Below are 21,991 nucleotides of genomic sequence, written 5' to 3' on the forward strand. Positions count from 1 at the left end.
CCAGCACCAGGCAGCACAGCACCAGCGGAGGAACCAAGGCATGTCCCGGCACGACGTGGCGCCGTACCCGGACACCGAGGGCACCGCGACGCCCGCCGCCGGACAGCCACCCGCCCTCCGCCTCCCGCCCCGCGCCCGCACCGTCGCGTTCACGCTGCTCTGCTTCGCGGTCTGCCTGGCGATCGGCGCCCAGCAGTGGACCACCCTCCAGCTCGGCGGCTTCGACCTCGGGATCTTCGACCAGGGCGTGCGCGGCTACGCGCACTTCGGCCTGCCAGTGTCCACGCTGAAGAGCTTCCACCACGAGTTCCCCCCTGGCTTCTCGCTCCTCGGCGACCACTTCTCACCGGTGATCGCGCTGATGGCGCCGCTCTACTGGCTCTGGGACGACCCCCGCTCGCTGCTCCTCGGCCAGGCCCTCTGCTTCGCCGCCGGCGTGCCGCTGATCCGCCGGATCACCGACCGCTGCTTCGCCGACGCCGACCCCCGCACCGCCCGCCGCGCCGCCGACCTCGCCGCGCTCGCCCACGGACTGGGCTGGCCGCTGCTGGTGGCCTCCCGCGGCGGGTTCCACGAGGTGGCGTTCGCCGTGCCGCTCACGCTGCTGATGCTGGAGCGCGGGATGGCCCGGCAGTACTGGGCGGCCGCGCTGGCCGGCCTGCTGCTGTGCTGCACCAAGGAGGACATGGGCCTGGCGGTCGGCGCGTACGGCCTGGTGCTGCTGCTGCGGGCGCGCCGCGAGCCGGACCCCGAGCGCCGCCGCCCCGCCGTCCGCTGGGGGCTGGGCCTGCTGCTCGGCGGCCCGCTCGCCTCCGCGGTGGCGATCGCGAAGCTGATCCCCGCGATGGGCGGCGTGCCCGGCTACTACTGGAACTACCAGGCGCTCGGCGAGGACGGCGGGTCGGCGGTCGCCAACGTGCTGGCCGACCCGACCCGCCTGGTCTCGGCGTTCTTCGACGCCCCGTTGAAGCCGCTGCTGCTGCTCTGGCTCTTCGGCACCCTGTTCCTCCTCCCGCTGCGCTCCGCGACCGTGCTCCTGGCCGTCCCGCTGCTCGCCGAGCGGGTCCTCTCCAGCAACCCCAACCACTGGTCGATCGCCCGGCACTACGACGCGTTCCTCTGGCCGATCCTGCTGGTCGCCGCGGTGGAGGTGCTGGGCCGCTGCCACGACCGCGCGCTGACCCGCCGGCTCGGCGTGGCGGCGGCCGCCCTGACCGTCGCGGCCGCGCTGCCGCTCGGGGTGGCGAACCTGTTCGTGCCGGCGTACTGGCAGCCGAAGGCCAGCGAGGCGGCGCTGCTGCGCGGCGCGGCGCTGGTCCCGGACGGCGCCTCGGTCGAGGCCGACAACCAGGCGGCGCCGCGGCTGACCGCCCGGGCGGACGTGGTGCTGGTCGACGAGAAGCCGCGCGGGCGCGAGTACGTGCTGATCCGCGCGGACAAGCGGTCCTTCCCGTTCCGGACCGACCGGGAGCAGGCGGCCCGGATCGAGCTGCTGCTGGCGCACGGGTACCGGACCGTCTGGTCGGAGGACGGCGTCCACCTGCTGCACCGGGAGGGCACCGAGCCGGTCCCGGGCGAGCAGGTGCCCGGCCCGGACTCCACCCCGTACCAGGACGAGGTGCCGTCGGACGTGGGCCACAACCTCTTCCGCGGCTGAGACTCCCGCAGCCGCAGCCGCAGCCGCAGCCCGCAGCTCTCGGTCCTCGGCCCTCGGTCCTCAGCCCTCGTAGGGCAGCAGCTCCGCGCGCTTGGGCGGGCGGCCGTCGCCGGAGGAGCGGCCGGTGAGGCGGCGGCCGATCCACGGGCCGAGGTGGGTGCGGGCCCAGCGGGCGTCGGCGGCGAGCTTCTCGCCGCGGGTCGGCGGCGCGGCGGCCGGCAGCGGCGCGCGCCAGTCGAAGCCGGCGGGGCGGCCGAGCGCCTCCAGCACGGCCTCGGCGACCCGGCGGTGCCCCTCGGGCGAGAGGTGGAGCCGGTCCTCCGCCCAGAGCCCGCGGTCGTCGAAACAGGGCGCGGAGAAGAGGTCGACCACGGCGATGCCCGGGTCCTGGGCGAGCTCGTGCACGAAGGCCTTCATCCGCAGGATCGCCGGGAGCAGCCGGGCGGAGCCGGCCATCCGGCGGGTCGGGTCGGTGCTGGTGAACATCACCACGGTGGCGCCGGTGGCGCGCAGCCGGGTGGCGGAGGCGCCCAGCAGTTCCTCGACCCGGGCGACGTCGCAGCGCGGGCGCAGCACGTCGTTGAGCCCGCCGGCCAGGGTGACCAGCTCGGCGCCCATGGCGGCGGCGGTCTCCAGCTGCTCGTCGTGGATCTGGCCGATGAGCTTGCCGCGCACGGCGAGGTTGGCGTACCGGAAGGCGCCGGCCGGGTGGTCGGCGGCGAGCCGGGCGGCGACGCGGTCGGCCCAGCCCCGGAAGTGGCCGTCGGGCAACAGGTCGTCGCACATGCCCTCGGTGAAGGAGTCCCCTACGGCGACGTAACTGCGGAAGGCGGTGGGCGTGTTCTCCGTGTTCTCCATGGCCCGACGATCGTACGCGCGCGGCCCGCGGCGGGATCCGGCGGCCTCGGGCGCGCGCCGCGGAACGCCGCGGGCCCGCGGATCAACGGCGGCGGCAATCGGTCGCCGATCCTCCGTTCATCGGGGCCGGGCAGAGTGGTGCGGGTCGGCGGCGCTGCCCGACGGATCCTGGACCGGTACCGGGGGGGAATCGGTCCCGGAGTTCCGGGTGCGCCGCCGACCGCGGCCTTCCGGCCGGTCAGACCCGCGCCGTCTCCCCCGCCGTCTCCTCCCCCGCCTGCTCCACCACGCCGGTGACCCAGTGCGTGCGCACGGCATCAGTCGGCCGCTGCTCCCCCAGCGCGTCGAGGCCCCAGACGCCGAGCGCCGCCACGACCGGCCGCAGTTCGGCGCCGCGCCCGGTCAGCTCGTAGACGGTGGCGTTGGCCGGCCGTTCGAGGCGGCGCCGCTCGACCAGGCCCTCGCTCTCCAGCTGCTTGAGCCGCGCGGCGAGGATGTCGGTGGAGACGCCGGGCAGGTCGGCGTGCAGGTCGGTGTAGCGGCGCGGGCCGGCCAGGAGTTCACGGACGATCAGGAGGCTCCAGCGCTCCCCCACCGCGTCCAGGGCGCGGGCGACGGCGCAGTACTGGTCGTAGCTTCGGCGTGACATGTGGATCAGCATAGCCAAGAGGTTGGACTTTCCAAGTGCCTACTTGGTAGAACAAAGCAACCAGGATCGACGCGGGGTGACGGTCGGGAGGCCACAGATGGAGTTTCGGCAGTCCAGCAAGCTGAATGACGTGTGTTACGAGATCCGCGGCCCGGTGGTCGACCAGGCCAACGCACTGGAGGAAGCCGGGCACAGCGTGCTCCGGCTGAACACCGGCAACCCCGCCACGTTCGGCTTCGAGGCGCCGGAGGAGATCCTCCAGGACATCATCCGGAACCTCCCCCGGGCGCACGGCTACAGCGACTCGCGCGGCATCCTGCCGGCCCGCCGCGCCGTCGTGCAGTACTACCAGCAGCGCGGCGTCGAGGGCGTGACCGTCAACGACGTCTACCTCGGCAACGGCGTGTCCGAGCTGATCCAGATGGCCGTCACCGCCCTGGTGGACGACGGCGACGAGGTGCTCGTCCCGATGCCCGACTACCCGCTGTGGACGGCGGTGGTCCGGCTGGCCGGCGGCAAGGCGGTGCACTACGCCTGCGACGAGGAGGCGGACTGGTTCCCCGACCTCGACGACATCGCCGCCAAGATCACCGCCCGCACCAAGGCGATCGTGGTCATCAACCCCAACAACCCCACCGGCGCGGTCTACCCGAAGGAACTGCTGGAGGGCATCCTCGACCTCGCCCGCCGCCACCAGCTGATGGTGCTGGCCGACGAGATCTACGACAAGATCCTCTACGACGGCGTCGAGCACCACTGCCTGGCCGCGCTGGCCGACGACGTGCTCACCCTCACCTTCAACGGCCTCTCCAAGTCCTACCGGGTGGCCGGCTTCCGCAGCGGCTGGCTGGTCGTCTCCGGCCCCAAGCAGCACGCGAGCGACTACCTGGAGGGCCTCACCATGCTCTCCGGCATGCGGCTGTGCCCCAACGTGCCCTCCCAGTACGCCGTCCAGGCCGCGCTCGGCGGACACCAGTCCATCAACGACCTGGTCCTGCCCGGCGGCCGCCTCGCCGAACAGCGCGACGTCGCCTTCCGCGCCCTCAACGAGATCCCCGGCGTCAGCTGCGTCAAGCCCCGCGGCGCGCTCTACGCCTTCGCCAAACTCGACCCGGCCGTCCACCGCATCGTCGACGACGAGCGCTTCGTCCTGGACCTCCTGCTCCGCGAGAAGATCCACGTGGTCCAGGGCACCGGCTTCAACTGGCCCCGCCCCGACCACTTCCGCTTCGTCACCCTCCCCCGCGCCGACGACCTGGAGACGGCCATCAACCGCATCGGCCGCTTCCTCGCCACCTACCGCCAGACCTGACCCGCGCCACCGGCCCCCGCAGGCGGTGCCTGCGGGGGCCGGTGGCGTGCGGGGCGGGGGGGCTACCGGCCCCAGCCGCCGCCCTGGCCGTCGTCGTCGTGGTCGCTGTCCCAGCCCTCGCCGACCTTGCGGAGGACGGTGTAGTGGTCGACCCGGGTGCCGTCCTCCGCCAGGGCGGTGACGGTCATCTCGGACTTCTGGCCCAGGTGGGCGGGCTTCACGTCGACCTTGATGAAGGAGTAGCCGGTGTAGCGGACCCGCGACCACTCGACCTTCTCGGTGACCTTCCCGCCGCCCTTGGCGAAGTAGTAGGTGTCCACCGAGTCCAGGCGGTTCTCGTGGCCCTCGTAGGTGTCCGGGGCGTCGAACCGGTAGAGGCTGCGGCCGGCCGCGCCCGCCGTCACGTACACCACGCCGTCCTTGGCGGGCTCGACGGCGGCGCCGCTCGGCACCGCCTTGGAGACCTTGTTGCCGAGGATCGCGTCGGTGCGCTCGTACACGTGGTTGTGACCGTTGATCACCAGGTCGACCCGGTACTTCTCGAACAGCGGCACCCAGGCCTCCCGCACCCCGCCCTCGGAGGCATGCTGGTGAGTGGTGGAGAAGGCGCAGTGGTGGAAGAAGACCACGACGAAGTCGATCGTCTCGTCGCCCCGCAGGTCCTTCAGGGTGCGCTCCAGCCAGCGGGTCTGCCGGCCCGCCGAGATGCCCAAGTTGGCCGGGATCTCGTAGGAGACGTCGTTGGCGTCCAGCGAGATGACGCCGACGTTCTTGTAGCGGAACGAGTAGACGCCGGGGACGCTGCGCTTGTCCGGGCCGTTGTCCGGCAGGTAGAAGCGGGCGTTCTCGCCGCCGTAGCCGTTCGGCGAGTACCAGGCCTCCATGTCGTGGTTGCCGTACGCGACCATCCACGGCACCTTCGAGGCGACCGTCTCGGTCTGCACCAGGAAGGCGTCCCAGGTGGTGGCGTTGAACACCGACTTGTCGGAGTCCTGGCCGGAGCCCGCCGGGTCGGCGTAGCAGATGTCGCCGGCGTGCAGGTGGAAGGCCGGGTCCTGGGCCAGGATGATGTGGTCGTTGCCCTTGGCGTGGTCGCTGACGCCCTGGTCGCCGAAGGCGGTGAAGGTGAACGGCTCGTACACCTTGCCCCAGCGGTGCTCGCGCGAGGGCGCGGTGCGGAAGGTGCCGAGGGTGGAGACGGCCTGCTGCGAGGCCGGGTCGAAGCCCTGGTGGCCGACACCGTAGTAGTAGGTGGTGTCGGGGTGCAGGTCCTCCAGCGCCACGTGCAGGTAGTACTGGTCCACCGGCCGGCCGGTGGGGGTGAGCGCCGGGGTGTGCAGGGTGCGCACCTCCGCCTCGATCTTGTGGCCGAGGTCCCACGGGTTCCTGCCGTAGCGCAGGAACGGCCGCTTCACCGGGGCCGGCACCTGCCAGGAGACCCGGAACTGGGTGTCCGGCTCGGGGCCGAACGAGAGGTGACGCCCGATCGGGGCGACCAGCGAGCCGTCGACGCCCGCGGTGGCGCCGCCGGCCAGCAGCTGCGGCGAGACCGGGGCCGCCGAGGCGGTGCCGCTGCCCAGCGCACCGCCCACGGCCAGCGCGCCCACCGAGACGGCGCCGGCGCGCAGCATCCGGCGGCGGGAGAAGCGGGCCCGCAGGTACTCGTGCTGCTCGGCCATGCTCATGCGTTCGGCGAGCTCGACCGGCACGCCCATGTTCGGAGTTTCCATGCGCGGGACTCTTCCAGCCACCCGTTGACCGGACACGGACGCGCGGTGAACGCGCCCGGGCGTGCCGGTCAGTCGACCGCCAATGTTCGACCATGGCTCGGCAAAGCCGTACGCAGGCGAAACGCGCTTCCCGGCCCCCCGCACGGGCGCCGCGACCGGGGCTGGCAGGATCATCCACCATGGCCCGGATCCTGATCTACCGTCGCAACCTCCGCTTCCCGCACGCCTCGGTCGTCGACGGCACCCGCGCGCTGGGCGAGCTGGGCGAACGGCACGGTTTCACCGTCGACGCCAGCGAGGACCCGGCTGTCTTCCGGCCCGCCGCCCTGCGCCGGTACGCCGCCGTGGTGTTCCTCTCCACCGGCGGCCCGGTCCTCGACGAGGCCGGGCAGGACGCGCTGCGCGACCACCTGACCGCCGGTCACGGCTGGCTGGGCGTGCACGCGGCGTCCAGCACGGCGTACGAGTGGCCGTGGTTCGAGGGGCTCGTCGGCGCCCGGTTCGACCGGCACCCCGCGATCCAGACCGCGCCGGTCCGGGTCGCCGACGCCGACCACCCGGCCACCGCCCACCTGCCGGCCCGCTGGGAGTGGACCGACGAGTGGTACGACTTCCGCTCCGACCCGCGCGACCGCGGCGCCCGCGTGCTGCTCACCGTGGACGAGGCCGACTACACGGGCGCCGCGATGGGCCTGGCCGACCGTCACCCGCTCGCCTGGTGCGGCGAGCACGACGGCGCGCCGACCTTCTACACCGCGCTCGGCCACGCCCCCGAGGCGTACGCCGACCGGGCCTTCCGCGGCCACCTGCTGGGCGGCCTGCGCCACGTGCTCGGCTGAGCGAACGGGACCGCCCGGAGCAGCGGTGCTGCTCCGGGCGGTCCTCGGTTCAACCGTCCACCGGCCGACTACCAGCCGAAGCCGTGTCCGAAGCCGTAGTCATAGCCGTGACCGTAGCCGTAGCCATGGCCGTAGCCGTGGTCGCAGTCGTGGCCGTGGCCGTCCTTCTTCTTCTTGTTGGTGAGGTCGACGGTGACGCAGTCGTCGGCGTTCACCTGGATGGGACCGGTGACCGGGTCACGCGGGAACTGGTAGCCGTGGGGCGCCGCGGTCTCCCGCAGGTAGTACTGCCCGGCCGGCAGGTGGGAGAAGTCGCAGCCACCGTCGGAGGCGGTGGTGCAGTCACCCGCCTGGGTGTCCGGGGCGGCGCCGTCGGCCTGCAGGCCGGGGACGCCGTTGCTCTCCCGCCACAGCTGGAACACCGCGCCGCCCACGGGCTCGCCCGAATGCGCGTCCCTCTTGGTCAGGTGGATCGCGCCGTCGCCCGGCGGCTTCGGCGACGGGCAGTCACTGGCGGTGGCCTGGACGCCCTCGGCGGCGTTGGCCGCCGTCAGCACCAGCGGACCGAAGACGGGCTCGGCCGGCAGGTCGTACCCGGGAGGCGCCACGGTCTCGCGCCAGTAGTAGGTACCGAGGTCCACCGTCCGGCGGCAGAAGCCGTCCGCGCCGGTGGTGCAGGCCGCGCCCACCTGGGTGTCCGGGTTCACGCCGGTGGTCTGGAGACCGGGGATCCCGTTGGTCTCCTCCCACAGCTCGAACACACCACCCGCCAGCGGCGCACCGGTCTCGGCGTCCGTCTTCAGCACCCGCACCTCACCCGTCGTCACCGGCTGCGGCGCGTCGGGGGCGGTGACCTGGACACCGGCCGCGGCGTTCTCCGGGGTCAGCACCAGCGGACCGAACACCGGCTGGGCCGGCAGCACGAATCCGGGAGGTGCGGCGGTCTCCCGCCAGTAGTACGTACCGACGTCCACCGTGCGGCGGCAGAGACCGTCCGCGCCGGTGGTGCAGGTGGTGCCCACCTGGGTGTCGGGGTTCACGCCGGTGGTCTGGAGACCGGGGATGCCGTTGGTCTCCTCCCACAGCTCGAACACACCACCCGCCAGCGGCGCACCGGTCTCGGCGTTCGTCTTCAGGACGCGGACCTCACCGGTCACCGGAGCCACCGGCGCGTCGGGAGCCGTCACCTGCACACCCTGGGCGGCATTCGCCGGAGTGAGCACGAGCGGCCCGAACACCGGCTGAGCCGGCAGCACGTACCCGGGAGGTGCGGCGGTCTCCTGCCAGTAGTACGTACCGACCGCGACCGTCCGACGGCACAGGCCGTCCGCGCCGGTGGTGCAGGCCGCACCCACCTCGGTGTCCGGGTTCACGCCGGTGGTCTGGAGACCGGGAATCCCGTTGGTCTCCTCCCACAGCTCGAACACGCCACCCGCCAGCGGGGCACCGGTCACCGAATCCGTCTTCAGCACCCGCACCTCACCCGTCACCGGCGCGACCGGGGCATCGGGAGCCGTCACCTGCACACCGGCCGGGGCGTTCGCCTCCGTCAGCACCAGCGGGCCGAACACCGGGTCGATCGGCAGGTCGTACCCGGCCGGCGCGGCGGTCTCCCGCCAGTAGTAGGTGCCCAGCGGCACCGTCCGACGGCACAGACCGTCCGCACCGGTGGTGCAGCTGGCACCCACCTGGGTGTCCGGGTTCACGCCGGTCGTCTGGAGGCCTGGAATCCCGTTGGTCTCCTCCCACAGCTCGAACACACCACCCGCCAGCGGCGCACCCGTCACCACGTCCGTCTTCAGCACCCGGACCTCGCCCGTCACCGGGGGCTGCGCGACATCGGGGGCCGTCACCTGCACGCCCTCGGCGGCGTTCAGGGGGGTCAGGACCAGCGGCCCGAACACCGGATCGGCCGGCAGCACGTACCCGGGAGGCGCGGCGGTCTCCTGCCAGTAGTACGTGCCGACCGCGACCGTCCGGCTGCAGAGGCCGTCCGCACCCGTCGTGCAGGCCGACCCCACCTCGGTGTCCGGGTTCACGCCAGTGGTCTGGAGGCCCGGAATGCCGTTGGTCTCCTCCCACAGCTGGAACACGCCGCCCGCAAGCGGCAGGCCCGTCACCGAGTCCGTCTTCAGCACCCGGACCTCACCGGTCACCGGTACCTGCGGCACGTCGGGAGCCGTCACCTGCACACCGGCCGGGGCGTTCGCCTCCGTCAGCACCAGCGGGCCGAACACCGGGTCGATCGGCAGGTCGTACCCGGCCGGCGCGGCGGTCTCCCGCCAGTAGTAGGTGCCCAGCGGCACCGTCCGGCGGCAGAGGCCGTCCGCACCCGTGGTGCAGGTGGTGCCCACCTGGGTGTCGGGGTTCACGCCGGTGGTCTGGAGACCGGGAATCCCGTTGGTCTCCTCCCACAGCTCGAACACACCGCCCGCCAGCGGCGCACCCGTCACCACGTCCGTCTTCAGCACCCGCACCTCACCCGTCACCGGGGCGACGGCGCAGTCGGGCAGGCTGCCGTCGAAGGGGTAGGCGTGGAACTCCTGGCCGCCGCCCCCGGTGGGCGAGCTGGTGTGGATGAGGTCGCCGGTGACGAAGACGCGACCGTTGATTCCGGGCAGGGTGACCGTGGTCTGCGAGGCCTGCTCGCCGACCAGGATGCTGCCCTGGAACTGGCCGGTGCCCACCAGGTTGACCGTGGTGGCGTCGGGGAAGTTCCACAGCAGGCGCTCGCGGTAGGCGTTGAGCGGGTCGGTGTCGGCGATGTCGCCGCTGTACGTGTTGATGGTCCGGGCGGCCCCGGTCAGGTTGACCAGGATGGTGGCGCCCGCCGGGATGTTGGCGAAGGCGATGCCCTGTTGGCCGCCGCCCGGGCCGGCGAGGTCGAAGTCGACGTTGAAGACCTGGAGCGCCGACACGCCGTCACCGGTGAACAGGGTCTCGAAGCCCGCGTTCACGGCGATGCCGGTCGGGGTGCGCGGCACTCCGTTGACCCGGGCGTAGCAGTCGGAGGCGGTGGAGAGCTGGTCACGCAGGCCGGCGTAGGGCTGGATGGCGTTGGGGTCCTGGACGAGGGTGCCGGTCACGTTGCCGGTGACGGTGCTGGCGTAGCGGACGACACCGCCCTCGGCCACCAGGGTCTGGCCGGCGGTGACGACGACGTCGTCGCCGGTGGTGAGGAAGTCGGCCCCGTCCGGCGGGGGGACCCGGGAGCCCGCGCCGACGATGCCGATGTTGTAGATGGAGCTGGCGCCGACGTCCTTGGACTGGTCGAAGTCGTGGACGACGACGATCCGGCCCTCGGCCTCGGCGGCGCGGCCGCGGACCAGGAAGTCCGAGCCGACGAAGATGTTGATCCCGTTGTCCCGCCCGGCGATCGGGCCGTTGCTGATCGGGGGGAAGGGGTCGGGACAGCTGCCGGGGACGCAGGGCCCCAGCCCGCCCGGAAGGGTCGCGGCCGCGGCGGGGACGGCGCCGGGGCCGAGCGCGAGGACCGGGACGAGGGCCGACACGATGGTGCACGGCAGTGCCAGGGCGACCGCCTTGCGGCGGACGCGGTCGAACAAGCGGTTGAGGGAAGCCATAGTCGTAGCGTCCGTCAGCTCGTCGAGGCACGGCCGCCCGAAGGGTGCTCACCTACGCTGACCGTGTGCGGACGTACCCGCTCAGACCAACCGTCACCTTCCGGGCCGGTCCGGCGCCGTGCTCAGGGCGCCTCGTCCCAGGGGGACGCCGCCCGGTTGCCGGTGCCGTCGCAGGTGCGGCAGATCTCGTCGCGGTAGGCGTGCTTGGCGCCGGTGGCGTCGACCCGGTAGCGGACGTAGACGCCGGTGCCGTCGCAGAGGAAGCAGTTGCCGCCGCCGCCGCCGACCTCGGTGGTGCCGGTGCCCTGGCAGGTCCGACAGCTGAGGCCGGCGGTGCGGCCGGTGCCCGCGCAGATGCGGCAGACCGTGGTCATCGTCTTCCTCCCGGGTCGGAACCTAGGCCCTGTCTTCCGGCCATCGTAGGCGCTGGCCGTTCCTCCCCGAGCGGGCCCCGGTCAGCCCGGCAGACCCGCGCTGACGCGGCGGGAGACGGCGATCTCCTGGAGGTCGAGCATCCCCGGCGGGTCGGCGAGGCCGGGGCCGCCGGCGTGCACCCACGCGGCGATCTCGTCGATCATGTCCTCGGCGAGCACCCAGCCCAGCCAGACCGGGCGGCCGCCGGCCGCGCGGCCCTCGCTGGACGGGCCGACCACGACGACGTTGGAGTGCGCGCAGGTGTCCAGGCACTTCACGGCCCGGACCCGGCCCGCGTCGCCGACCGCCGCGCGCAGCCGCTCGTACTGGCCGGCGTGGTCGACGCCGGGGTGCTTCTCCTGGGTGCCGCAGCAGCAGCCCCGGCAGACGGTGACGGTCACCGGGGACGCCGGGCCGCGCCCGCCGCCCTTCCCGCCGGTCCGTTCACGCTCGCGTTCGCGCTCGCGTCGGCTCATGCTCCCTCAGCCCTCCTCGTTCCGCAGGGCCCGCCGCCACGCCCGTTCGCGCAGCAGCCGCAGGCCGTTGAGGCCGACGATCACGGTGGAGCCCTCGTGCCCGGCGACGCCGAGCGGCAGGGGCAGCGTACCCGCCAGGTCCCAGGCGACCAGGACGGTGATGGCCGCTCCCGCGATCACCAGGTTCTGCACCACCAGCCGGCGGGCCCGCCGGGAGAGCGCCACCACGGCCGGGACGGCGGCCAGTTCGTCGCGGACGAGGACGGCGTCGGCGGTCTCCAGGGCGAGGTCCGAGCCGGCCCGGCCCATCGCGATGCCGGTGTGCGCGGCGGCCAGCGCCGGGGCGTCGTTGACACCGTCGCCGATCATCAGCACCCGGCGGCCGGCGGCGGCGAGGTCCTGCACGGCGGCGGCCTTCTCGTGCGGCAGCAGCCCGCCCCGGACGTCGCCGAGGCCGACCTCGGCGGCCAGCCGGGCGGCGGCGCGCGGGTTGTCGCCGGTGAGCAGCACCGGCGGGCGGCCGGTGAGCGCGGCCAGGGCGCGGACGGCTCCGGCGGCCTGGGCGCGCGGGCGGTCGGCGAGGCCGAGGACGCCGACCGGCTCACCGTCGCGCAGCACCAGGACGGCGGTGCGGCCGTCCGCCTCCAGGGCGGCGACGGCGGGGTGGTCGCGGTGCGGGCCGGGGGCGCCGACGGCGACCACCGCACCGCCGACCACGGCCCGCACGCCGACGCCCGGGGTGGCGGTGAAGTCGGTGGCGGGCGGGACGGCGAGGCCGCGCTCACGGGCGGCGGCGACCACGGCGCGGGCCAGCGGGTGCTCGCTGGGGTGCTCGGCGGCGGCCGCGAGCGCCAGCAGGCGGTCGGCCGCGATGCCGTCGAGCGGGTGCACCTCGGTGACCCGGGGGGTGCCCTCGGTGAGGGTGCCGGTCTTGTCGAGGGCGACGGTGTCGGCCTGCCCGAGGCGCTCCATCACCACCGCCGACTTGACCAGGACGCCGTGCCGCCCGGCGTTGGCGATCGCGGAGAGCAGCGGCGGCATGGTGGCGAGCACGACGGCGCAGGGCGAGGCGACGATCATGAAGGTCATGGCGCGCAGCAGGGCGTCGGCCAGCTCGGCGCCGAGGGCGAGCGGGACGGCGAACAGCAGCAGGGTGGCGGCCACCAGGACGGCGGCGTAGCGCTGTTCGACCTTCTCGACGAACAGCTGGGTGGGCGCCTTGGTCTCGGAGGCCTCCTCGACCATGGCCACGATCCGGGCGATCACGGTGTCGGCGGGGTCCCGCTCGACGCGCACCCGCAGCACGCCGGCGCCGTTGAGGGTGCCCGCGTACACCTGGTCGCCGGGGCGCTTGGCGGCGGGCAGCGGTTCGCCGGTGATGGTGGCCTGGTCGACGTCGCTCGCGCCGTCGAGGACGCGGCCGTCGGCGCCGATCCGCTCGCCGGGGCGGATCAGCACGGTGTCGCCGACGGCGAGGGCGGTGGTGGGGACGGTCTCCTCGACGTCCCCGCCGACCGCGTCCCCGCCGACCCCACCCCCGCCTGACGCACCCCCGCCGACCCCGCCGACCGCGACGGCCGTGGTGGCGCGCAGCCGGGTGGCGGTGGCGGGGGCGAGGTCGAGCAGGCCGCGGACGGAGTCGGCGGTGCGGGCGGTGGCCAGGGCCTCCAGGGCGCCGCTGGTCGCGAAGATGACGATCAGCAGCGCGCCGTCCAGCACCTGCCCGATGGCGGCGGCGCCGAGCGCGGCGACGACCATCAGCAGGTCCACGTCCAGGGTCCGCTCACGCAGCGCGCGCAGGCCGGCGAGGGCCGGCTCCCAGCCGCCGGCGGCGTACGCGACGGCGTACAGCGCGCCGGACGCCCAGCCGGGGGCGCCGCCGAGCTGGAGGCCGAGCGCGGCCAGGAAGGCGACCAGGCTGCCGGCCGCCCAGCGGGCCTCGGGCAGGGCGAGCACCCGGGTGCGGCGGGGGCGCGGCGGCCCGGCGGGCGGGGCCGGGGCGGCGGGCCGGGTGAGCGGGGTGGGCGGCGTGGCGACGGACATGGCCGTCACCCTACAGGAATACATGAACACACCTTCATGTGTTCATATGACCTGTTCCATCGGCCCCCGGCTCCCCCGCGGCCGCGCCCCGTAGGATTCCCCCATGGGACACGCAGCCGCCGAGAACGCCGTGCCGCGGATGCGCCTGGACGCGTCCAACGCCGCCAAGGTGGCGAGCACGCTCCAGGCCCTCGCCACCCCCTCGCGGCTGCTGATCCTCGCCGAGCTCCGCGAAGGGCCGCGGGCCGCCACCGAACTCGCCGACGCCGTCGGCATGGAGCAGTCCGCCTGCTCCCACCAGCTGCGCCTGCTGCGCAACCTCGGCCTGGTCGTCGGCGAGCGCCGCGGCCGCTCGGTCGTCTACTCCCTGCACGACGGCCACGTCGCCGCCCTGCTCGACCAGGCGGTCTACCACGTCGACCACCTCCGCCTCGGCATCGTCGACAACGGAAGGGCGAACTCCCTGCCAACGAACGGCAGTTGATCGCCGTAACGGTGGGCACGGGAGCACCCCGGCACTAGGCTGCGGGCCGTGAACCTCCTCGCGCTCACGATCGGGACGGTCCTCGGCGGCAGTTCGTACTACACCGGGTCGCGGTCCGTGCGGACGTTCCGGATCCGCCGGTACGGCCAGCGTTTGCGCGCCCGGGTCACCGAGGTCGACAGCCGGCCCGTGGGCGACGAGGGCGGCGTCCAGGACGACGTCAAGGTGCGCTTCGAACTCCCGGACGGCGCGGTGGTGGAGGCGGCGACGTCGATCTCCCTGCGGGGCCCGACGGGGCTGGAGCCGGGCGACCTGGTCGAGATCGCCTACCACCGGAGCCACCCCCGGAACGTGGTCGTCCTCGGTCACCCCAGCGCCGACGGCGTGGGGCTCCTGGGGTACGCCTGCGTGCTGTTCGCCGCGACGACCGTGTTCTTCTACTGGATCGGCCTCACCCTCGACTGACGGCGGCCCGTCGGACCCGCCCTACGCCGTCGCCGCGGCGGCCGCGCGGCCGGCGGTGCGGCCGGAGAAGAGGCAGCCGCCGAGGAAGGTGCCCTCCAGGGAGCGGTGGCCGTGGAGGCCCCCGCCGCCGAATCCGGCGGCCTCGCCCGCCGCGTAGAGGCCGTCGAGGACGGAGCCGTCGGGGCGCAGCACGCGGGCGGAGAGGTCGGTGTGCAGCCCGCCGAGCGACGCGCCGGTGAGGACGGACAGCCGGACGGCGATCAGCGGGGCGGCCGCCGGGTCGAGGATGCGGCGCGGCGCGGCGGCGCGGAGCAGCCGGTCGCCGAGCCGGCGGCGGGCACCGTGGACGGCGGCCGCCCGGGGGTCCGCGCCGAAGGGGCCGGCGATCCGGCGGTCCCGGTCCTCGACGACGCGGCGCAGGTCGGCGGTGTCGATCAGCCGGGCCCGCGCCTTGGCGTTCATTCCGCGGGCGAGGTCGTGCAGGGTGCCCGCGACGACGAAGTCCGGGCCGTGGGCGAGATGGGTGCGGACCGGGCCGGGGACGCCGGGCAGCGCGCGCCGCAGCACGCCGCGCAGCGAGCGGCCGGTGAGCTCGGGGTTCTGTGCGGAGCCGGCGAGGGCGAACTCCCTCTCGACGATCCCCCGGTTGAGCACCAGCCAGCTGTGGTCGTACCCGGTGGCCCCGAGCTGCTCCAGGGGGCCGGGGGTGTCGGAACCAGGGATGTCGGAGCCAGGGGTGCCGAAGCCAGGGGTGTCGGGGCCGGGGAACGGCGACGCGGGCAGCCGCCGGCCGAGGGCGTCGAGCCGGAGCGCGGAGGGGCCGGGCAGGACGCGGATGCCGTGCCGGGCCCAGACCGGGTCCCAGTCGGCGATGCCCTCGGCGCGGTGCCCCGTCCGGTCGCCGTTGACCAGGGCGGCCCCGGCGTCGGCGGCGACGCCGAGCATCAGCCCGTCCACGTGCGCGGGCACCCCGGAGAGCATCCGCCCGGGCGGGGTGCCGAGCCTGGCGGGCCAGGCCGCGCGGACGAGTTCGTGGTTGCCGCCGATGCCGCCGGAGGCGAGGACGACGGCCCGCGCGCGCAGCTCGAAGCGGCCGGCCGCCTCGCGGGAGCTCGCCTCGCCGCGCGCCGCCGCGCTCGGGACGAGCACCTCTCCGGTCACCGTGTCGACGGCGCCGGCGCTCGCCGCCAGGCCGGTGACGCGGTGCCGGAAGCGCAGGTCGACCAGGCCGTGGGCGGCGGCCGCGCGGACCCGGCGGACGAAGGGTTCGAGCAGCCCGGGGCCGGCGCCCCAGACGACGTGGAAGCGCGGGACGGAGTTGCCGGGGCCGTCGGCGAGCGGCCCGCCGCGCCCGGCCCGGCCGACCACCGGGAAGAACCGCACGCCCATCGCGCGCAGCCAGGCCCGCTGCTCCCCCGCGGCGAAGTCGACGTAGGCCTCGGCCCAGCGGCGCGGCCAGTCGTCCCCGGGCCGGTCGAAGCCCGCGGCGGCGAGCCAGTCCCGCCGGGCGAGGGCGCGCGAGTCGCGGATCCGCATCCGGCGCTGCTCGGGCGAGCCGACCAGGAACAGGCCGCCGAGGGACCAGTGCGCCTGGCCGCCGAGCGAGGCCGCGGGCTCCTGGTCGAGCAGGATCACCCGCCGCCCGGCGTCGGCGAGTTCGGCGGTCGCGGCGAGGCCCGCGAGTCCGGCTCCGATGACGATGACGTCGGCGTCCAGGGCCATCCGGGCAGCTCCTCAAGGCCGGCGGCGAACGGTCCCGCGCATTCCGCTCCGCCTCGTTCCGGAAATGTCTTCGATACACCGTGGAGCGAAATTCGAAATTCCCGCCGAAGCGACCGGCGAAACCTTTGACGGATTTTCGGAAATATGCGCGCGCGGCATGGACGGCACCGAAACCTGCCAGTAACTTACCTGTCGGTAGTAGCTGTGGCCCGGCTCGTACGCCCCCCACCCACCCGTTTCTCTCCCCCAGGAGGAACCGTGCTCCGCCGTGCCCGGAATTCCCTGCTGCTCACCTCCGCCGCGCTGGGCGCCGCCCTGGCGATGACCGCCACCGGCGCGCAGGCCGCCACTCCCGCCCCGCACCGCTACGTCGCCCTCGGTGACTCCTACGCGGCCGGCGCCGGCGTCCCGAACCAGTCGGCCGGCCTCTGCCTGCGCTCCGACCGCAACTACGGACACCTGGTCGCCGCCGCCCTGAACGCCACCGCCTACCGCGACGTCACCTGCGCCGCCGCGAAGGTCAAGTCGATCACCCAGCCCCAGTACGACGCCTTCATCCGGGTCAACGACCCGCAGATCGACGCGGTGACCGCCGACACCGACCTCATCACCCTCGGGATCGGCGGCAACGACCTGGGCGACAGCGACATCGGGATCGGCGACGTGATCGCCACCTGCATCGCGGGTGCGGTGGTCAACCCGCTCGGCACCCCCTGCACCGACGTCTACCACCACGGCCACTGGGACTGGTCCAACTGGTCCTGGCAGTACGGGAACGACGACCTCGCCGACCGGATCGACGCCACCGGCCCCCGGCTCGCCGCCGCCCTGAGCACGCTGCGCGCCAAGGCCCCGAACGCCCGGATCCTGCTGGTCGGCTACCCCTCGGTGCTGCCCGCCGACGGCGCGTCCTGCGTCCTGCGCCAGCCGCTCGCCCCGCGCGACGTCCCCTACCTGCACGCCGTGCTCGGGCGGCTGAACGCGATGCTGCGGTCCACCGCCGCGGCGGCCGGCGCCACCTACGTGGACACCGCCGCCCCGACCCGCGGGCACGACGTCTGCTCGGACGACCGCTGGATCGAGGGCGCGCTGCCCGGCTCCCCGGCCGTCCCCTTCCACCCGAACGCCACCGGCGAGCGGGTCATGGCGGACGCCGTCCTCGCCGCGCTCCGCTGAGACCCGCCCGAGGACGCCGGGAGCCCCGAGGGGGCGGTGACCCGACCCCGGTCACCGCCCCCTCGGTCGTGCGCCCGTCCGCCTCACGGCTTGATGCGGACCACCTGCGGGTCGTGGTCGCTCGCCTGCCGGGCGAACTCGGCGTTGATGTGCACCACGTCGTACTTGGCGTACCCGACCTCCGGGCTGACCAGGATGTGGTCCAGCACCTGCGAGTTGCCCTGGTAGACGTACGAGTACTGCTCCTTCTCCGGCAGCTCGTTCACCAGGTCGCGCAGCACGCCGTCCTTGGTGAGCGCGGCCAGCGCGGGCGAGAACTGGTAGTCGTTGAAGTCGCCGACCGAGACCACCTTGGCCTCCTTGTCGGCGGCCAGCAGCTTGGCGACGAAGGCCTGCTCGACGGTGGCCTGGGCGATCCGCTGGACCTCGGAGGAGCGGGTCGGGGCCTGGAAGCGGCTGTCGATGCCCTGGTCGCCGCCCTTGCTGTTGAAGTGGTTGGCGATGACGAAGACCTTCTTGCCGCGGAAGGAGAACTGGCCCACCAGCGGCTTGCGGCTGTTGGCCCACGCCGCGTCGGCGGGGGCGATCCGGCCGGGCGAGGCGGTCAGCGAGGCGGCGGCGCCGGTGCCGGCGACGTCCACGGCGGTGGTGGCGTCACCGCCCGGGATGTCGGTGAAGGAGACCCGCTGCGGGTTGAACAGGAAGACCTGGCGGATGTTGCCGCCGGGCTCGCCGCCGTCCTTGCCGTCCTGCGGGTCGACCGAGCGCCAGTCGTACGCCGGGCCGCCGGCCGCCTTGATCGCGGCGACGAACTTGGCGACGGTCGCGCTCGCGTCCACCGTGCCGTCGTTCTTGGCACCGTTGTTGTCCTGGATCTCCTCCAGGGCGACGACGTCGGGCGAGCGCAGGTGGGTGACGATCCCGGCGGCCAGCTCGGCGAACTTGGCGTCGGGGTTGGTGGCGGCCAGGTTCTCCACGTTGTAGGTGGCGACGGTGAGTTCGCGCTCGCCGGCCTGCGCGGTGACCTCGCGCTGCAGGTGGTTGTCCTGGAGCGCGCCGAGGGCGCCGGCGACCAGGGTGTAGCCGCCGAACTGGTTGTAGTCCAGCGGGCCGGAGGTGGTACCGGTCAGCACGTCCCCGACGTTGGCGACCGGGAAGGGCTGCTGGGAGACCGGGGCCTGCTGCTGGACCATCAGGCGGCCGACGTTCGGCTCGGCGTAGGACTCGTAGAGCAGGCCGCCGCGCTTGCTCTTCTGGTCCTGCTGGTCGGCGGCCACCCACAGCTCGTTGTACTTGTCGGTGGCCTGGACCACCCGAACGTCGCGGACCTCGACGAGCATGCCCTCCAGCGACTCGTAGAAGTCGAGGGTGTACTTCTCCGGGTCCAGGGTGACGCCGTTGACGGTGCCGTCGGCGCCGGCCCGGGGGCTGTAGGTGCCGGGGATGTTGCGGGTGTCGACGACCACCGCGGCCGGCAGCGGGTTGCCGGAGGAGACCACGGTGACGGCCGGGTTGCTCAGCTGGGTCAGCGACTGCGAGCCGCCGTTGAAGTTCGGGTAGTACTCCGTCACCTTGCCGGTGACCAGCACCGAGTCGCCGACCTTGACGGTCGGGTTGGCGGAGCCGGTGTAGACGAAGATGCCCTCGCTGGTGGCCGGGTCGGCGTCCGGGGCGGTGTCCTGGATCCAGAAGCCCTTGGAGCCGTAGGCGCGCACGCCGGTGACGACACCGGGCACGCCCGCGACGGTCTTGCCGGTGCGGTCCGACACCCGGGTCCGCCCCTGGATGTCGTGGATCCGCACGGTGCCCGGCTCGGTCGGGCCGGTCGGGGTGGAGCCCTCGGCGACCTCGCCGCGGCTGTTGGTCGGCGTCGGGGCGCCGGCCGCGAGGTCGGCCGCGTTGTCGTCGGTGTCGGGCAGGCCGGCCTTGCGGGCCACCGAGGCGGTGTTGGAGGCGCCGGGCACCGAGGCCGAGCCCTCGTGGACCACGGCGGTGCCGAAGCCGACGAGGTCGCGCACCCGCGCGTCGGCGGCGCAGTCGGCGGCGGTCTTGCAGGTCAGCGGGTCGGTGCCGCGGACCAGCGCGACGGTGCCGCTGGTGCCGGAGAGCGCCAGCGAGCCGGCCGCGTCCGGGGTGGGCAGCTCGACGGTGCCCGCCGCTCCGGCCGACTCGGCGACCAGGTAGCGCCCGCCGGGGGCGATCGACCCGGTCAGCGGGGTGACGCCCCACTGGGAGTTGGCGCCGGGGGCGGCGGATATGTACTGGACGCTCCAGCCGTCCAGGCCGAAGGCGGCGCCGCCCTTGTTGGCCAGCTCGACGAAGTCGTTCTTCAGGGTGGCGCCCGAGTTGCCGCCACCGCCGTAGACCTCGGCGATCAGCGCGTCGGCGGAGGGCGCGGCCACGGCGGCCGGCAGCGGGGCCAGCACCAGGGAGGCGGCCAGACCGGCCGGGAGGACCGCGGCGCGCAGCAGCGCGCGGCGGGAGCGCGGACGGGGAGCAGTGGGGGTGGTCACCGGAACGGGACTCCTAGCTGTGGGTGAGGGTCGGTCGGCCGGGCGCACCGCGCGCAGGGCCCCGCTACCCGCGTAGAAAGCCGTGCGGAAGCCGGGAACCGCCCCCCGCAGCGCCCAAAGATACGCGCGTAGAAAATGGCCGGACAAGAGCCCGGAAGTGAACTTCTCCGTTACGTCCGACAATCGTCGCCCCGCGGCCGCGACGGCCGCCCCGGGCGACTACAGCCAGCCCCGCTGAGCGGCCTTCAGACCCGCCTCGAAGCGGCTCGCCGCCTCCAGACGCTCCATCAGCGCCGCCATCTGCCGCCGTACCGTGCGCACCGAGACGCCCAGCCGCTTGGCCGCCGCGTCGTCGGTCAGCCCGGTGGACAGCAGCCGCAGCAGTTCGCGCTCGCCGGGGCTCAGCCCGGTGGCGGCGTCCTCGGGGCGGGGGTCGCCGCCGAGCGGGACGGCCGTCTCCCAGGTCTGCTCGAACAGCGCGACCAGCGAGGCGACGATCCCGGGCTCCTCGGTGCACAGCGCGCCGGCCCGGGTGTTCTCCGGGTCGATCGGCACCACGGCGGTGGTCCCGTCGAAGACCAGCATCCGCGGCGGCAGCACCGGGGCGGTGCGGACCCGGCCGCCCAGCGAGGCCATCCACTGGGTGTAGGCGAAGGTCTCCGGGTCGTTGCGGACGCTGTCCTGGTAGATGGTGCGCAGGCTGACGCCGCGCCGCAGGGCGTCCTCGTCGAGCGGGCGGGAGGCGGCCAGGCTGGCCGCGGACTGCGCGCCGCCCGGCATCACGCCCAGGCACTCGGTGGTCAGCCGGGCGGTCAGCACCTCCAGCTTGGACTGGATGGCGTCGAGGCCGACCAACCGCTCGCCGCCGTCCACCAGGGTGGCCGAGCGGAGCGTGGCGTACTCCGCGACGGCGCGCGCCACGGCGGCCTTGGAGACGGCCAGCTCCTGCTGCCGGCGGGCGAGTTCCTCCTCCTGACGGCGCAGCAGCAGCTCCAGTCCGCGCTCCGGGCTGACCGGCCACAGGGCCCCCGGGCGCTCCCGGGAGGCCCGCAGCAGGGTCAGGTCGCCGAGGCGGTCGAGGGCCGCCCGCACGACGGATTCGGAGATGTCGAGGCGTTCACAGAGTTCGGCCACTCCGCCCTCCGGATCCGCGAGCATCTCGCGGTACACGGCTTCCGCGGTGGCGTCCAGGCCCAGCAGTTCCAGCACGTCAACGACCCCTGATCGTCACACAGCATCCCCCCACCCCGAACGGTGTGTCCGCCCGGGCCGCCGATCCCCGATCTTCCGCCGGTGCACACGCCGCCACAAGGGGCGATCCGGTCACCCACCCAGAACCAGACCATCCGGTCTGTTCCGTGGACGGTGCCCGGCCGACCGCGCCACCCCCGGTTGCCGCCGCGGGGTTGCAGCATGCTGCCTGGCCGGATGCTGCCCGCCGATCACCCTCCCGCGGCGGGCCCGGTACCGGAAGTATTCGGTCTGCGCGCAACGCACCGCCCACCACGCCCTGAACCACCGTGCACAGAACAGGAACCGCCGTGCCGAAGACCGTCCGGCTGCTCGCCGTCGCCGCCCTCGCGCTCTCCCTCGCCACCGCCGCCGCCCCGGCCTTCTCCGCCCCGCAGGCCGCCGCGGCCGCCGTCACCCTCGCCGCCACCGCCCCCGCCGCCGGGCCGGGGATCGGCTGGGACGGCCCCGGCATCGGCTGGGACGCCCCGAGCGTCCGGATCATCGGCTGGGACACCGCTCCGGCCGACGGGCCGGGCATCGGCTGGGACTGACCGTTCCCATGTTCGCCGTCCATCTGACTCTCCTGGACGTCTCGACCGCGCCGACGGGCGAGGCCGGACCCGCCGGCGTCCAGGACGCCCTGTGGGCGCGCGCGGTTCCGGGCGACGGCCTGGAACACGTGCGCGCCGGAGCCGTCCCGGGAGGCGTCGGCCTGGTGCTGTACGTCCGCGCGCCCGACCGGGAGGCGGCCGAGCTGCGGGCACACGCCCTGCTCGACCGGGCACTGGCGGAGGGTCCCGTGCGCCGCTACGCGGTGGCGGCTCCACCGTAGGCCG

17 protein-coding genes and 1 pseudogene are annotated in these 21,991 nt (G+C 74.2%); 8 read left to right on the top strand and 10 right to left on the bottom strand.

Going from position 1 to position 21,991, the window contains the following annotated elements; translation table 11 throughout:
• The first annotated feature begins 40 nt into the window (after positions 1–40).
• On the top strand, positions 41–1,657 hold the full coding sequence (locus tag ACFC0B_RS07860) for a DUF2079 domain-containing protein (protein ID WP_376083654.1): 1,617 nt from the start codon (positions 41–43) through the stop codon (positions 1,655–1,657).
• 60 nt (positions 1,658–1,717) lie between these two features.
• On the opposite strand, the gene ACFC0B_RS07865 is transcribed toward ACFC0B_RS07860, so the two are convergent.
• Together ACFC0B_RS07865 and ACFC0B_RS07870 are read right to left on the bottom strand one after the other, a co-directional pair.
• Positions 1,718–2,515 carry an SGNH/GDSL hydrolase family protein gene (locus tag ACFC0B_RS07865; RefSeq protein ID WP_376083655.1) on the bottom strand — a complete coding sequence of 266 codons (798 nt, stop codon included), beginning with the start codon at positions 2,513–2,515 and terminating at the stop codon, positions 1,718–1,720.
• A gap of 298 nt (positions 2,516–2,813) precedes the next feature.
• Positions 2,814–3,164 (bottom strand): annotated as a pseudogene (locus tag ACFC0B_RS07870) (winged helix-turn-helix transcriptional regulator); the annotation flags it as partial.
• Positions 3,165–3,261: 97 nt separating this feature from the next.
• Between ACFC0B_RS07870 and ACFC0B_RS07875 the strand changes: the two are divergent.
• Positions 3,262–4,476 (top strand): pyridoxal phosphate-dependent aminotransferase, encoded by a 1,215-nt coding sequence (locus tag ACFC0B_RS07875; RefSeq protein WP_376083657.1) that lies wholly within the window; start codon positions 3,262–3,264, stop codon positions 4,474–4,476.
• Positions 4,477–4,538: 62 nt separating this feature from the next.
• On the opposite strand, the gene ACFC0B_RS07880 is transcribed toward ACFC0B_RS07875, so the two are convergent.
• On the bottom strand, positions 4,539–6,206 hold the full coding sequence (locus ACFC0B_RS07880; RefSeq protein ID WP_376083658.1) for a fibronectin type III domain-containing protein: 1,668 nt from the start codon (positions 6,204–6,206) through the stop codon (positions 4,539–4,541).
• Between the two features lie 179 nt (positions 6,207–6,385).
• Here ACFC0B_RS07880 and ACFC0B_RS07885 point away from each other — a divergent pair, with 179 nt between their 5' ends.
• A complete protein-coding gene (locus ACFC0B_RS07885) occupies positions 6,386–7,045 on the top strand; it encodes a ThuA domain-containing protein (RefSeq protein ID WP_376083659.1) in 660 nt (219 codons plus the stop codon).
• A gap of 68 nt (positions 7,046–7,113) precedes the next feature.
• Here ACFC0B_RS07885 and ACFC0B_RS07890 read toward each other — a convergent pair whose 3' ends face one another.
• From ACFC0B_RS07890 to ACFC0B_RS07905, 4 genes are all read right to left on the bottom strand, one after another.
• On the bottom strand, positions 7,114–10,629 hold the full coding sequence (locus ACFC0B_RS07890; protein WP_376083661.1) for a SpaA isopeptide-forming pilin-related protein: 3,516 nt from the start codon (positions 10,627–10,629) through the stop codon (positions 7,114–7,116).
• A gap of 122 nt (positions 10,630–10,751) precedes the next feature.
• Positions 10,752–11,003: a hypothetical protein gene (locus ACFC0B_RS07895; protein ID WP_376083663.1), complete on the bottom strand. Its 252-nt coding sequence runs from the start codon at positions 11,001–11,003 to the stop codon at positions 10,752–10,754.
• An 81-nt stretch (positions 11,004–11,084) separates the two neighbouring features.
• Positions 11,085–11,519, bottom strand: a complete 435-nt coding sequence (locus ACFC0B_RS07900; RefSeq protein ID WP_376083665.1) for a (2Fe-2S) ferredoxin domain-containing protein — start codon at positions 11,517–11,519, stop codon at positions 11,085–11,087.
• 6 nt (positions 11,520–11,525) lie between these two features.
• Positions 11,526–13,562, bottom strand: a complete 2,037-nt coding sequence (locus ACFC0B_RS07905) for a heavy metal translocating P-type ATPase (RefSeq protein WP_376083667.1) — start codon at positions 13,560–13,562, stop codon at positions 11,526–11,528.
• Positions 13,563–13,665: 103 nt separating this feature from the next.
• Between ACFC0B_RS07905 and ACFC0B_RS07910 the strand changes: the two genes are divergently transcribed.
• Positions 13,666–14,046 carry an ArsR/SmtB family transcription factor gene (locus ACFC0B_RS07910; RefSeq protein WP_376083669.1) on the top strand — a complete coding sequence of 127 codons (381 nt, stop codon included), beginning with the start codon at positions 13,666–13,668 and terminating at the stop codon, positions 14,044–14,046.
• A 48-nt stretch (positions 14,047–14,094) separates the two neighbouring features.
• On the top strand, positions 14,095–14,511 hold the full coding sequence (locus tag ACFC0B_RS07915; protein ID WP_376083671.1) for a DUF3592 domain-containing protein: 417 nt from the start codon (positions 14,095–14,097) through the stop codon (positions 14,509–14,511).
• Positions 14,512–14,532: 21 nt separating this feature from the next.
• Here ACFC0B_RS07915 and ACFC0B_RS07920 read toward each other — a convergent pair whose 3' ends face one another.
• A complete protein-coding gene (locus ACFC0B_RS07920; RefSeq protein ID WP_376083673.1) occupies positions 14,533–16,233 on the bottom strand; it encodes an FAD-binding dehydrogenase in 1,701 nt (566 codons plus the stop codon).
• Between the two features lie 258 nt (positions 16,234–16,491).
• On the opposite strand from ACFC0B_RS07920, the gene ACFC0B_RS07925 reads away from it, so the two are divergent.
• On the top strand, positions 16,492–17,409 hold the full coding sequence (locus ACFC0B_RS07925) for an SGNH/GDSL hydrolase family protein (RefSeq protein ID WP_376083675.1): 918 nt from the start codon (positions 16,492–16,494) through the stop codon (positions 17,407–17,409).
• A gap of 83 nt (positions 17,410–17,492) precedes the next feature.
• Here the strand turns inward: ACFC0B_RS07925 and ACFC0B_RS07930 are convergent, their stop codons facing one another.
• Together ACFC0B_RS07930 and ACFC0B_RS07935 are read right to left on the bottom strand one after the other, a co-directional pair.
• Positions 17,493–19,922, bottom strand: a complete 2,430-nt coding sequence (locus ACFC0B_RS07930; RefSeq protein ID WP_376083677.1) for an endonuclease/exonuclease/phosphatase family protein — start codon at positions 19,920–19,922, stop codon at positions 17,493–17,495.
• 219 nt (positions 19,923–20,141) lie between these two features.
• The gene (locus ACFC0B_RS07935; RefSeq protein WP_376083679.1) at positions 20,142–21,131 is read right to left on the bottom strand and encodes a LuxR C-terminal-related transcriptional regulator; all 990 of its coding nucleotides are present in this window, start codon (positions 21,129–21,131) and stop codon (positions 20,142–20,144) included.
• Positions 21,132–21,463: 332 nt separating this feature from the next.
• On the opposite strand from ACFC0B_RS07935, the gene ACFC0B_RS07940 reads away from it, so the two are divergent.
• Positions 21,464–21,706: a hypothetical protein gene (locus ACFC0B_RS07940; RefSeq protein ID WP_376083681.1), complete on the top strand. Its 243-nt coding sequence runs from the start codon at positions 21,464–21,466 to the stop codon at positions 21,704–21,706.
• Between the two features lie 8 nt (positions 21,707–21,714).
• Positions 21,715–21,987, top strand: a complete 273-nt coding sequence (locus tag ACFC0B_RS07945; protein ID WP_376083682.1) for a hypothetical protein — start codon at positions 21,715–21,717, stop codon at positions 21,985–21,987.
• The last annotated feature ends 4 nt before the right edge of the window (positions 21,988–21,991 follow it).

The organism is Kitasatospora sp. NPDC056184 (genome assembly GCF_042268405.1).
In the GTDB taxonomy this organism is placed as follows: domain Bacteria; phylum Actinomycetota; class Actinomycetes; order Streptomycetales; family Streptomycetaceae; genus Kitasatospora.